At 45.5% G+C, this 13,143-nt stretch carries 12 protein-coding genes; 3 read left to right on the top strand and 9 right to left on the bottom strand.

Going from position 1 to position 13,143, the window contains the following annotated elements; all coding sequences use genetic code 11:
• Positions 1-37: 37 nt before the first annotated feature.
• The 5 genes from M5E81_RS03975 to recD2 all read right to left on the bottom strand — a co-directional run bounded on the left by M5E81_RS03975 (position 38) and on the right by recD2 (position 5,320).
• A complete protein-coding gene (locus M5E81_RS03975; RefSeq protein WP_419720855.1) occupies positions 38-619 on the bottom strand; it encodes a biotin transporter BioY in 582 nt (193 codons plus the stop codon).
• A gap of 18 nt (positions 620-637) precedes the next feature.
• Positions 638-1,177: a hotdog family protein gene (locus tag M5E81_RS03970; RefSeq protein WP_249747926.1), complete on the bottom strand. Its 540-nt coding sequence runs from the start codon at positions 1,175-1,177 to the stop codon at positions 638-640.
• A gap of 144 nt (positions 1,178-1,321) precedes the next feature.
• The gene (locus tag M5E81_RS03965; RefSeq protein WP_249748090.1) at positions 1,322-2,419 is read right to left on the bottom strand and encodes an SLC13 family permease; all 1,098 of its coding nucleotides are present in this window, start codon (positions 2,417-2,419) and stop codon (positions 1,322-1,324) included.
• A 10-nt stretch (positions 2,420-2,429) separates the two neighbouring features.
• The gene (locus M5E81_RS03960; protein ID WP_009146190.1) at positions 2,430-3,155 is read right to left on the bottom strand and encodes a ComF family protein; all 726 of its coding nucleotides are present in this window, start codon (positions 3,153-3,155) and stop codon (positions 2,430-2,432) included.
• Positions 3,155-5,320, bottom strand: coding sequence for an SF1B family DNA helicase RecD2 (gene recD2, locus M5E81_RS03955; protein ID WP_249747925.1), 2,166 nt, complete (start codon positions 5,318-5,320; stop codon positions 3,155-3,157). Before recD2 ends, M5E81_RS03960 begins: the two co-directional genes overlap by 1 nt.
• A 210-nt stretch (positions 5,321-5,530) precedes the next feature.
• On the opposite strand from recD2, the gene M5E81_RS03950 reads away from it, so the two are divergent.
• The 3 genes from M5E81_RS03950 to M5E81_RS03940 all read left to right on the top strand — a co-directional run bounded on the left by M5E81_RS03950 (position 5,531) and on the right by M5E81_RS03940 (position 7,556).
• A complete protein-coding gene (locus tag M5E81_RS03950) occupies positions 5,531-6,013 on the top strand; it encodes an S-adenosylmethionine decarboxylase family protein (protein WP_009146188.1) in 483 nt (160 codons plus the stop codon).
• A gap of 78 nt (positions 6,014-6,091) precedes the next feature.
• The gene (locus M5E81_RS03945; RefSeq protein ID WP_249747924.1) at positions 6,092-6,811 is read left to right on the top strand and encodes an HAD family hydrolase; all 720 of its coding nucleotides are present in this window, start codon (positions 6,092-6,094) and stop codon (positions 6,809-6,811) included.
• Positions 6,804-7,556 (top strand): pentapeptide repeat-containing protein, encoded by a 753-nt coding sequence (locus tag M5E81_RS03940; protein WP_249747923.1) that lies wholly within the window; start codon positions 6,804-6,806, stop codon positions 7,554-7,556. Before M5E81_RS03945 ends, M5E81_RS03940 begins: the two co-directional genes overlap by 8 nt.
• 110 nt (positions 7,557-7,666) lie before the next feature.
• Here the strand turns inward: M5E81_RS03940 and M5E81_RS03935 are convergent, their stop codons facing one another.
• From M5E81_RS03935 to M5E81_RS03920, 4 genes are all read right to left on the bottom strand, one after another.
• Positions 7,667-8,857, bottom strand: coding sequence for an O-antigen ligase family protein (locus M5E81_RS03935; RefSeq protein ID WP_249747922.1), 1,191 nt, complete (start codon positions 8,855-8,857; stop codon positions 7,667-7,669).
• A gap of 195 nt (positions 8,858-9,052) precedes the next feature.
• The gene (gene galU / locus M5E81_RS03930; protein WP_249747921.1) at positions 9,053-9,922 is read right to left on the bottom strand and encodes a UTP--glucose-1-phosphate uridylyltransferase GalU; all 870 of its coding nucleotides are present in this window, start codon (positions 9,920-9,922) and stop codon (positions 9,053-9,055) included.
• Between the two features lie 74 nt (positions 9,923-9,996).
• Positions 9,997-11,493: an oligosaccharide flippase family protein gene (locus M5E81_RS03925; RefSeq protein ID WP_249747920.1), complete on the bottom strand. Its 1,497-nt coding sequence runs from the start codon at positions 11,491-11,493 to the stop codon at positions 9,997-9,999.
• Positions 11,480-13,036: an O-antigen ligase family protein gene (locus tag M5E81_RS03920; RefSeq protein WP_249747919.1), complete on the bottom strand. Its 1,557-nt coding sequence runs from the start codon at positions 13,034-13,036 to the stop codon at positions 11,480-11,482. The genes M5E81_RS03925 and M5E81_RS03920 overlap by 14 nt, the downstream gene beginning before the upstream one ends.
• Between the last annotated feature and the right edge of the window lie 107 nt (positions 13,037-13,143).

The raw sequence follows: 13,143 nt of genomic DNA, 5'->3' as shown, positions 1-13,143 counted from the left end.
GCGGCAAATAGCTGACAGCTCTAAAATTATACCTTATTTATCTGTTGTTGGCAAAAATACGGTTAATCGGTCCTGCAATTACGGCAGCAGCCAGACATTTAACAATATCCAGCGGGATGAAGGGCAATGCGCCGGTCATAATTGCCTTATCCCAGCCCATACCGGTAATCAGCTTCAGCTGGACAACGCCGAACACATAAATCAGCGGAATGCCGATAACACAGCCAAGCAGAGCGTAACGCTTGAAGTTGTATTTTTCCCCTTTGAAATATGCCAGGAAAACAGCGGTAAACAAAAAGCCGATGATGTAACCGCCGGTAGGACCAAAAAGCTTGCCCGGTCCCGCACTGCCGCCGGTAAATACCGGCACACCTGCCAAGCCTACCAAAAGATAAACCAGCATGGTCATAAAGGCCTGCTTAGCGTTCAGCACATAGCCTGTAAGATTTACAATCAAAGTTTGCAATGCAAGCGGAGAAAGTGAAAACGGCAGCGGAATAATAATATACGCAGATACGCAGTTCATTGCTACCATCAGCGCCATCTTAGTCATTTCCGCAGTCTTGTTGACGCTTGCTCCTCTATGATTCTTATTGATTTCTGTACCAGAAGTTGTCATTTTCATACACCAGCCTTACTATAATTCTTTAATCACAAAAACATTTATTGCTCCCACATAAGCAGCAAGCTGACCTTCTGTCCTGTAAATGCACAGCTCGTCGCCTGCGTAAACAGGAGCGACAAAGGTAATGCGCCAGTCCAGCTCCGTCAGCGCCAGCTCACGCTGCAGCCAGGCAGCCATACACAGTCCCGGCACGATGGGATGCTCACCCTTATGGATGACGTTTTCGTCACCTGTATAAGCAACATAATCCGCTATCTCCTGTGTTGTGAAGAAGTGCTTTGTCAGCAAATCGCCCTTAATTGCTTCAGGCTCCAGCGGCTTCGTGCCTAATTTATGCTTAGGCAGTACCAAAAACACCCGCATCTCCTTAGCCAGACTGCCATCTGCCGCAGTTCCCGCTACACGGATGATTGATTTGCGTTCCTTCGCCAACAGCACCTGATTATCCATAGCCTCCGCAGGCTGATGAATATGTGCTTCTGCTCCTGCCAGTACCCAGCCGCCGAAGAATTTGGCATCGCTGTCCGCCAGCTTATGTGCAAGCTCTAACATTTTTGCATTTTCCTTTCATCTGAGCAGCTTATTGTTATCTGCTTCACGTGCTTTATTATAATGCAAGTGATGTAAATAGTCAACTTATTATACAGTATTGGTTTACCATTGTGTCAAAAGAAATGCCGCAAAGCATTTCCCCGCTCACAGAAGGAAGTAAACCGCTCCTCCTATCAGCAGCAGGCCCAGAAAATTGTAGTACAAAAAAGTTCTTACATATTTTCCTGCCTGCGAGGGATGCTCTGCAGCATAAAGTTTATAGGAAATAACGCTCGCCATCGAAGCAATCATCGTACCCAGACCGCCGATATTAACACCTAAAAGCAACGCATCTGCTTCCTTAGTCAAGCCTGCCAGCAGCATAGCCGCCGGTACATTGCTGAGAAACTGGCTGGCCAGCAGTCCGGTTAAATAGGTGCCTGCCGCACTGCCCATCAGCGATTGCTGCAAATAGCTTACCGCAGGACTGTGGCTGATGTTGCCGATGAATACAAAGAAACCGGCGAAGGTCACGAGCAGGTTGTAATCAACCTCCCGCAGGCGACGCCAGTCGCACAGGGCAACTACGCCTGCCGTCAGCAGCAAGGCCCACAGCTTGTCGAACCAATGCAGCACTGCACCGATGTTTAACAAAAGCAGTCCCAAAAAGAGCAGCAATATTCCCTTGGGAGGCTGCTGCAGCTTAGGCAGCTCCAGCTTCAGCACGCTGTCCTTGCCATGGAATAATAACAATAGCAGATATGCCAACGAAATCACTCCCGGCACAGCCATTACGGCGAAAAAGCTGCCGGCGCTATAAGCATAATGCGCGTATAAAAACAAATTCTGCGGATTACCGGGCGGCGTCAGCATACTGCCAAGGTTAGCAGCCAGCGTCTGCAGGATAATAATCCGCTCCATATCCATTTTTAAGGTTTTGCCGATAACCAGCGCCAACGGCACAAAGGTCAGCAAAGCCACGTCATTCGTCACGAACATCGAGCTGATATAGGTAACTGCCAACAGCACCAGCTCCAGCTGACGCTTGCTGCGGCATTTGTTCAGCAGCTCCACCGCCAGCCAGTCCAGAAAGCGTATCTCCTTCAGCACCGCTACCACCAGCATCAGTGAAAGCAGTATCGCCAACACGTCAAAATCTATATAGGCAAGCTGCGGCCTGCTGTAAAGGCTGCTTACCGCAGCCAAAATAACTGCTATGCACAAAACAGGCTCACGCCGCCAATAATTCTTCAATTTCTGCATCAACAAAAAGTCACTCCCAATTAGCCTGCGCCGCGCACAGCGCCAACGCCGATACACGCGCCGCACCTGCGTCCAGCAGCACCTGTGCCGCTTCCGCAAAGGTGCTGCCCGTAGTATAGATATCGTCGCAAAGCAGTACATGCTTGCCGCTCACCCTGGCATGCGGCAGCATGGCAAAACAGCCTGCCAGCTCCTGCTTTCTCTCCTCCGGCTTCAGCTCGTACAAAGGCTCCGTGTGGCGCACCCGCTCCAGCAAAACCTCCATGCCCACGCTGCGTCCTTCCAAAAGGCCCGCAAACAGCTCCTGCGGCACATCAAAGCCACGCTGCTTGCGTCGCTCGGGCGCCGTCGGTACGCAGGTAATAAGGTCAAACTGCTGCAGCCAGCGCATTTTGGCCGCAGGCAACGCAAGCTCCGCTTCCTCACGCAGCAACGGCAGCCAGCCTGCCTCACCGTCAAATTTTATTTTATGCAGCGCATCCTTAAACACGCCATCATATTTATAGAGCAGCAACGCACTGTACAGAACATCAGTCGGCAGCGGTGCTGCCTGTCCCGCCAGATATTCCTCACGCGGACAGCATGGCAGCTGACGCTGCAGCAGATATTCTTTGCGGCACTGCTCACAGACATAGCCGTTGTCAATATTAGTCGCACACACAGCGCAGCGACGGGGAAAAATAAGCTCCTTCGCTACACGCCCGTAATAAGCAAAATCTCTTAACAAACGATGCATCAGAACACCTCGCTGCTTTCCTGCAGACGCTCAGCCAGCAAGCTGTAACGCCTTTTTGTCTTGTCGTTTTCCACAGCGGTACGCACCGCGTTTTTGCTGCCGACAATCAGCACTTTTTCCTTAGCTCTGGTCACAGCCGTATATAGCAGATTGCGCTGCAGCATGATGTAATGACTCTGCACCATGAGCAAAATAACATAGGGATATTCGCTGCCCTGCGACTTATGCACGCTCATAGCGTAGGCCAGCTGCAGCTCCTCCACCTCACCCTGAGCGTAGGTAACGTAATCACCCTCAGGACGCTCCGGAAAGGCTACCGTAACATTTTTCCCGTCTATCTTAATTACACGGCCGATGTCGCCGTTGAAAACATCTTTTTCGTAGTTATTGCGAATCTGCATAACCTTGTCGCCAATACGCAGCACGTTGCCGGGTATGTTAACCTCAGGCTTGACAGCAGACGGCGGATTAAGATATTTCTGCAGCAGCTTATTCAGATTCTGCACGCCGCAGGGATTCTTATGCATCGGCGTCAACACCTGCACCCTGCGCCAGTCACCGCCGGACGTAAGCTGGGCATAGGTACGCGCTACGAATTCCGCAGCATCCTGCTCATTGGCAAACTCCTCCAGCGCAAACTCGCTGTCGGCACCGGCAAGAAACTCCGGCATCTGGCCACGGTTAATCTTATGCGCATTACGGACAATCGGGCTGACCTCTGCCTGACGGAAAACATTTTCCAGACGTACAACAGGCATTCTGCCCGAACGGATCATATCCTTAAGCACCGAGCCTGCACCCACGGACGGCAGCTGGTCCACGTCACCGACGAAAATCAGACGGCAGCCGCCGGGAATTGCCTTAAGCAGATGATAGGTCAGGCTGATATCGAGCATCGAAGCCTCATCGATAATAATTGCTTCCGCATCCAAAGGATCGCTGTCATCCTTGCCGAAGCACAGGCCGTCACCCGTAGGCTGGTATTCCAGCAGACGATGCACCGTTGCCGCCGGATGACCGGCAGAATCAGCCAGCCTGCGTGCAGCGCGACCGGTAGGCGCAGCCAGCAGAATGCGGCAGCCAGCCTGCTCCAGCACATTCAGAATGCCTTTGACAACAGTTGTTTTACCTGTACCGGGACCGCCGGTGAGCACAAAGACACCATGCTCCAGCGAAGCATAAATTGCCTGACGCTGTGCCTCCGCCAGCGTAATACCGGCATCACGCTCCCACTTGGCAATAACCTCATCCGCATTCACGCGCGTCACCGGCTTTGCCTGATCGCGCAGCTTCAGCAGACGGCGCGCAGTCTGCACCTCAGCCGTATACAGATATTCCGGATATATCAGGCGAATACCGCCCATTTCTTCAGTGCGCAGCAAATCCTGCTCCAGCAGGCTGCTGAAAACATCCTGCACCATGGAAGTATCTACCGCCAACGCTCTTGCCGTTTCGCGCACCAGCAGCTCCTCCGGCACGCAGGTGTGTCCCACGCCTGCGGCCTGCGTCAACGCATAAGCAATGCCTGCGCGCAAGCGTTCCTCGCAGTCATGCTCCATGCCCATAGCCATAGCAATTCTGTCCGCAGTTTTAAAACCTATGCCGGTAATATCCTCCGCCAGGCTATAGGGATTCTCCTTAATGCGGGTAATCGCCGTAGCGCCGTAGGTTGCCTGCAGGCGAGCTGCGTAACCGCTGCTCACGCCGTGCGCTTCCAAAAACACCATCAGCTCGCGCAGACCGGAAAGCTGGCTGTACGATTCACCGATAGCGGCAGCCTTTTTGGCGCTGATGCCGCGTACCTGTGCCAGGCGCTCGGGATAGCTTCCCAAAATCTCCAGCGTATCCGTTCCAAAGGCCTCCACAATTCTTGCCGCCGTCACCGGCCCTACACCCTTCACAGCGCCGGAAGCCAGAAAGCGTTCAATGCCTGCTACCGAAGTTGGCTGCAAAACCTGCAGTGCCTGTATATCAAATTGTCTGCCGAATCTGGCATGCTCAATCCAGTTGCCTTCCATAGCCACATTTTCGCCCATGTACGGCGCATTGCCATGATAAACGGCAGTAAATCGTCCCTGCGCCTTGCTTTCCATACGCAGCACGCTGAACATGCCGTCATCGCTTTGAAACACTATATCATCAACTATCGCTTCCAGCTTTTCCATTTTCTCACCGCCACACAAAACAAATGTTTTAACTATAGCTATTATTATAACATAGTTTTCTCAATTAGGATAGTAATTTGACTTTACAAGTATTATAATTTTCGCTATAATTAAATGAGATATGCACTATATATTGTCTCCGGCAAATCAGCGCCCTGCGCCTGAACCGGCTTTGTATTATTGTAACTATAAACATGAGGAGTTTTACACATGCAACCCAAAAAATTTACAGGAAAATTAATAGCCATAGATATGTATAACTGCGGCGTAAACGAAGTCAACGACACCGAAAAGGCAAAGACTCTGTTGCAGGAAGGCTGTGACAAATACCAGATGAACAGCCGCGAGCTGCTTGTTTGTCAGGAAGAAGGCCAGAGCGAATATTCCATCTCCGCACTCTGCAAACAAGGTCATGTAACTCTGCATGTATATCCTAAGCTCGGTTTTATTGCTGCGGATATTTTCAGCTGCTACGACGATGCCGACCCTGCGGGCATGGCACGCTATCTGCGCAGCGCTTTTGACTGCGACAAAGCCAAGATTACCCTGCTGGACCGTGGCGATTTCGGCAGCAAATACGATATGAAGCCTAACCACCGCTCCAACATCAAATTCATCCGCCGTACCCAGAACGTTACCAAAAACGTCGGCGCTCAACTGAAAAAAATGATGCTCAAGCCCCGTGGCATCTAAGCGGGACTATAAGATAAACTTTTCCAGGGGTTGTATGAACAGCCCCTGTTTTTTCTTAAACCAAAGGAGATTTTTCACATGAAATATTTAATGTGGGATGTAGACGGCACCCTCATTCTGTCCGGCGGTGCCGGCAAGGATGCCATGATTAAGGTTATCAAGGATTATTATTTTCTGGATGCCTTCGATTTCAACAAATCGCTGGCAGGACGCACTGACTCGGATATCATCAAAAGCGTTGTTACCCGTCTGCGCGGACGCTGCAACAGTGCGGAAGCAGCAGGCCTGCTTATACGTTACCATATGGAGCTTCCCAAACAGCTGCCGCTGCATAAGGGCCGTGTTTTGAAAAACGTGGAGAAAACGCTGCAATACTTCTGCCGGCCTGATAGCCGTTACTGCAACTGCCTGCTCACCGGCAACACCAGCACCGGTGCCCATCTCAAACTGCAGCATTTCGATCTGGACCAATATTTTAACCACGAACACAGCGTCTTCGGCGAAATAAGCGAAAACCGCGAAATGCTTGCTAAGGTTGCCTTCCACCGTCTGTATATGCAAAATGAAGAAGCTAAGCCGAACGAGCTGATTTTCATCGGCGATACGCCTAATGACGTGCGCTGTGCCAATGCCATCGGCGCACCCTGCCTGATTATTTTGGAAGGCTCCGGCTATAAGCCTGAGGATTTTGCCGAGGTTAAGCCTTGGAAGATTATCGACTGTCTGCCGGATGATCCCAAACAGCTGGAGCTTCTGCTGGACGAAGTAGAAAACTATACAGGAGGGCAAAATGCGTAAGAATATTTTCAAGACTGTGCTTACTCTCCTGGCGCTCGGCTTAAGCAGCACATGCCTTGCTTACAGTAACAGTGATTTAAATGCGGTACTGAACGGAGCAAGCTGCCCTGGCGGCGACCTTTCCGGTGCCGATTTATCGGGAATGGATTTATCCGGCCGCGATTTTACCAACACCGATTTTACGGAAGCACGCCTTGATGCTACCAAGCTGGACAAAGCCAAGCTGCAGGATGCCTGCTTTCAAAGCGCTCTGCTGCCCAACGCCAGCCTGCGCGGTGCCAATTTGGCATATGCCAACTTCCGCTATGCCAATGCCTCCGGCAGTGATTTTACCAACGCCAGCCTGCAGGGAGCATATCTCAACCGCTGCCAGCTGCGTGGCGCACATCTGCTGAACGCTAATCTGCAGCAGGTCAAAGCGCAAGAGGCTTCTATGGATGGCGTACAGGCCGATTACGCCGACTTCAGCTTTGCCAACCTGCCCTACAGCTGGCTCCGCCGTGCTAGTCTGAAAAACACAATTTTTCATGGAGCAAACTTGTACAGTGCCCATCTGGAGCGCAGCGACCTGACGGAAGCAGACCTGCGCAGCAGCAAGCTGAGCCACAGCAATTTGAACAACAGCAAGCTGGACAAGGCGCTGCTGGACAAAGCATTTTTGGAATACGCTGACCTGCGCGGTGCGGACATGAACTATACTCAGTTCGGCACAGCATTTTTGGATAATGCAAAATTGGATAAATAAAGCGTAATACATGTAAGCGTCAAATCTGCCGTACATAAAAAACCAGTGGAAATTACCTAACGGTAAAACTCCACTGGTTTTTCTGTTTAAGGCTGAGTTTTGTCCCAGCCTCAAAAATCTTCATTTCTTGCAATTTGCGATTTCTTCCAATTCGCACTCAATACCAACAAACATCCCTGTACCAACCAAAAGCTTTTCATAACAGCAGAATTACCAAAGTTATATTCTGTCATTCCTTGTAAAACTAAAGCTAAACTGGAAACACACATCATTAAAGCATACGGATTATTTTCTTCAATAAAGCGTTTAAAGGAATAAAATATAAAGCAGAAAATTAATGTAAGAAAACCTGCGAATCCAATAATGCCGTTTTCTGCAAGCATTTGCATAAAATTATTGTGTGCATGGCTAAGCTTAGGCTCTTTTGCCTTATGAGAAATATACTTATGCTGATAATTATCTTTATACTGTCCTAAACCAACACCGGTTACAGGATGATCTTTAAACATATTAAACGCACTGTGCCATATTAAAATACGCTCAGTATTCGACTGATAATTTGCATCGGTAATTGAACCAAGACGTTTGATAAATGGGGGATAGGAACTTATGCTTGCGCCAAAAGCAATTAATACTATTAAACTAAGCACCGCTAATTTATTGCCTTTTAAGATGTAATATATTAATATTAGCAAAACAACAGAAGCTACTGCCAACCAAGCTCCTCTTGTTAAGTTAAACATCAGAGCAACAGAATTCAAAATAATCAAACACCCTGCTAACCACTGCCATCTTCCAGATATATTCTTTTCCAGAAAACTTATAAAAAGTATTGGCAGATATATGCAAAAATAACCGGCAAATGTCATGGGATGCCCAAAAAAACCGGCAGCACGAATATGATCCACAAGTCCTTGATATATCAAATACAATCCGCCGACTGTAATACCAATAATTGAAAAGACTAATATTTTTTTAGCAGTCTCTGCTTCTTTTATTGCCAAAGTAACAATAAAAAACGGCATCAGACGCCATAACCATAAATCGCTCCATACCTTTAAGCCTTTGCCAATATCTCCGCTAGCAAGTGCTGAAACAAACATAGTAAATACGAAAGCAGCAATAGCAAGATAATATTTTTTATCTATTATATATATTGTCTTTCTATGCTTTAACAAATAAAGAAAAAAGCATAACGTCGCTATACCAAGCATCACATTCCCTGCAGCAATGGAAACATAAGATATCAACGCAAAAACTGTTATAGCGATACCACAGTATTTATCAGATTTTGTTAACAAAAAAACACCCCTCTTGTGTAAAAAACTCTGTCTCATTATATCATGAAATCGCACGTTTGAAAATTTGAATAAAAATAGTCCATTGCTGTTAAAGAAGGCATTGCTTACCTAGAGGAATACTATGGTACTAAATTCAGTCATTGGACTATCCCAACCCGCAAATTAGAACCAATTCCCCAAACTTGGACCATTGCCTTATTTTACTACCTTCTTCAAATAATCCAAAAACTTGTCCTTTAAATCTTCTCTTCTCAGCGCATACTCCACAGTCGCTTCCAGATATCCTTGCTTGTCGCCAACATCATAGCGTCTGCCAATAAAATCATACGCATACATATTTTGCTGTTTTGCAAGCACCTTTAATGCGTCTGTCAGTTGAATTTCACCGCCGCGGCCAGGTTCAGTATGCTCCAAAATGGAAAAGATCTCCGGAGTAATAACATAACGACCAAGCACAGCTAAACGACTGGGAGCTTCATCCACTGCAGGCTTTTCTACCATGTCGGTTACTTTGAAAATACGCTCAGCAGCGGTATCTTCACTTGCAACAATACCATACGAAGAAACCTTTTCTTGCGGTACAGTCTGGCAGCCAAGTACACTGCCGCCATATGTATTATAAACATCAATCAGCTGTTTAAGACAAGGGTTTTCGTCATTATACACAACATCATCACCCAGAAGCACCGCAAAAGGCTCATCACCCACGAAGGATTTAGCACACAAAATAGCATGTCCTAAGCCTTTAGGTTCTTTTTGGCGAATATAGTGTATATTAATATCAGCTATAGCTTTCACCTGCTCCAGCAAGTCAGCTTTACCATGTTCTTCCAGGTTTAACTCTAATTCCGGATTGCGGTCGAAATGATCTTCAATAGAACGCTTGTTGTGACCGCTAATAATAAGAATATCATTGATACCGGAAGCAAGTGCTTCTTCAATAATATATTGAATTGTCGGCTTGTCTACAATAGGAAGCATTTCCTTTGGACAAGCTTTGGTGGCAGGCAAAAAACGGGTGCCTAAGCCTGCAGCGGGGATGACTGCTTTAGTGATTGGTTTCATTTCCATTCTCTCCTAACTTTTATTTTCTATAGCCTTGCACAAAACTATTACATGATTTGTTGTCAAAGGCTTCATTATCTTCGAAGTACTCTGCGCAGCTTGCTTTTTTCTTCATCATTCATAGCAAACATGTAAGTTATAATTACATACAACAATATATATACTGCTATACTTGCCGCAAAAAGCAATTTGCTATTTGCCGACAGCAGGAAGTTCAACAGCCAGCCTATAACAGTCAGTACCGCTACCGGAAGGCTTATCCTGCCTATTTCACACCAAAATCTAGCAATATCTAATTTAGTGATTTTCAGATAATACCAGTTCATAATTAAACCATTGCCAATGAACATAGACAAACCGGTTGCAAACGCACAGCCAACGCCGCCATATTTAATTGCCAACGGTATAGCCAGACACAAATTAAATATACCCATAACAAAGTATACCTTTGCTCTGAAATCATATTTGTTCTGCGCCTGCAAAATTGCGAGACCGATATTCTGGATAAGATCAATGGTGAACGGAAGGATAATCAAAAGCGTAATATAATATGCTTCGTCGAAGCTATCCCCGGCCCATATATGAACAAACTTCCTGCCGAAAATGATAAACCCGCTAGCAACTAACGCCAGTAAAAAATACTGCAGACGTCCTATTCTTACGAATAAATCCGTAAGCTTGCTACCCGGCTCATTCTTAGCAATAAGCTCCGTCACATGCGGCAGATATACGCCGGAGATTGCTGTAGAGAGTGCCATGTAGTTCATGTAAATAAGCGAGGCAACAGAATATACCGCTACTGCGCCCGTTCCACTGACTACGCCCAATATTACCTGATTGGTTTTAAAAAACACCTGGTCTATTATGGTTACAGCAAATACACTCAATGCCAGCTTTTTAAAGCCATTGAACATTTCCTTGTCCCAGAAGTGATAGTGAATTCTGATACGCAGCTTTGCAAAACAATAGTATATGCGTGCTATGATTAAAAATATATTCAGCACAGTTTGCACCCCTGCGACAGCCAATGCATTGGGCAGGCTTTGCAACACCAATACAACTAATACAGGCTGCAAAACAAGCTGCACCGTTTCCAAGCCCTTAAGGAAGAGGAAACGTTCATGGGCGTTAATTACTGCTCTGAAAATCATGGTGGAAATGGTTATCACCATGTTAAACAGCAACAGGATAAACAGCTTTTGTGCCGAGGATATTTCCGCTGCGGTCATACTGTTGGCAAACATTTCCGGAATAAAGGCATAAAAGGCACAGCCAAGGATAAATAAAAACACCGTAATTACCGCATAAGCACGCATGGCGATTGCCAAGATGTTTTCCATGTTAACCTTATCCTGCAAGGTCTTGTATTTGGTATAAAAGCGCACTACAGCAGCCGTCAGGCCAAAATCCATGACAGAAAAATATGCAATAAAAGATCCTATGAGCTGGTACAGGCCATACTCACTTTTGCCAATGAAGTGCAAAAGGATGGGCACATAGGCAAAGCCTATTACCGCCTGGAGAACGATATTCAGATAACTGATTAAGATTCCTAATTTACGCTGATTCATTAGATTCCTTTTCTTTTTGTTTTCCTAAAGCCATAGCATAAGCAATGCCTAATAAAATCCAGATAGCATAAAGCAGATTTACGCTACCGTTACAACCTGCCACTAATGAAGATATTAAAGCAAACGCCATAAACATTGATGCAAGCTGTTTATCATTACGCCATTGTTTTAATAAACGTAATAATACATATGCAAAGGGGAAGAAGAAAACTATAAAGCCTAAAATTCCGCTAGTAGAAAATCTTGTTACAAATTCATTCATAGCATCAGGAATAGAATAACCATCTGCCATCGCTCCTCTTTCCTGTTGATATTTTATCCATTGGGCAACTTCAATATTTTTTGCTTCTTCAGGTGTAAAGTTATGTTCAACATAAGCACTAGTTAAGCCTTGACCTACACCTAAAACCGGATGCTGCAAACCTGTTCTGAAATGTGATTTTAAAAGCGCATAACGTGCGCCATTGCTTCGCTTGTTACTTGAGGCCAGACTGGTAAAATTATTCTCAATCGCTTCTACAGCAATATTATCTTTAGGCTTAGCAACATTATTTGATTTTATAGACGAAAAGCCTACAAAGCAACCAAAGCCAATAGCTATACAAACACATAAAACAATATATTGTTTTATTAACTTCCATTGTTTGCCTAATACAATAAGTGCTAGCAACAAAATAGTCATACCAAACAACATAGCGTATGCTGTTCTAGCCTTAGTCATAAACACGAGGAATGACATAATTATTGTAATTAATAAACTTATCACCCATATTTTCTCGTTTTTATTAAAATACTTGTACCATATCACAGGTAGACCTAAAGCAATAAAATTGCCAACGTGGGATGGTTCAGGAAATACTAAGCGTAATTGATCTTTCCATAACAATGGCGGCCACCAACCATGATTGGTTACTATTGTATGAATGTAAGGATTGATTGCTGTTAATATGCTCCTGCTAGTAAGGTTTCCACCGAGATATGCAACTTCTACAACTGCATACAAAAACAAAACTGTAAACGATGCTATTAGGCTTTTTATTAAAATATCTACAGCTTGTTGCCAATCATCTTTATACCAGCAATAAATAATATACGCACCACCAAAGCACCAAAATGCTTCCATCAGTACACTCTTAAGCTGACGAGCAATAATCCACGCCTGCATAAGCAGCTTACTATCTACGTCAAAACCATGTGCATGGCAGAAGGCTAATACTTTCGGTAACTTTTCAATTTGGTTTACCGGACCATTGAGAACTAAATCGTAGTAGGGATAGTTAAATAAGCCTACTACGGTAGAACAAAGCATTATTGAGATAAAAGCAAGAATGTACTTTAGAAACGGTTTAGTATCTACAAATACATTTTTATACTTATATTGGCAATAGAATGTATAAGTAAAGGCTGCAATAAGAGGATAAACAACCAGCTTACTGCCTACTGGCCCGCCTAGGAAATTTAGCTGAACTGGTTTAGGGATGTTGTTGAATATGAGAGAAAACACCAGCACCCCAAAAATAACGTTACAGATTTTTTTGTTCATATGTATTAAACCACTACCTTTTTCAGAATTTTATTAACTAATCGATAAATCTCCTCTATACACATCAATATATTATTTAATATAACTACATAGCTTAGTGCTACAGG

This window comes from Phascolarctobacterium succinatutens, assembly GCF_023497905.1.
Classification (GTDB): Bacteria; Bacillota; Negativicutes; order Acidaminococcales; family Acidaminococcaceae; genus Phascolarctobacterium_A; species Phascolarctobacterium_A succinatutens.
The sequence above is the reverse complement of the archived record's forward strand: the minus strand, read 5'-3'. Positions and strand labels throughout refer to the sequence as shown.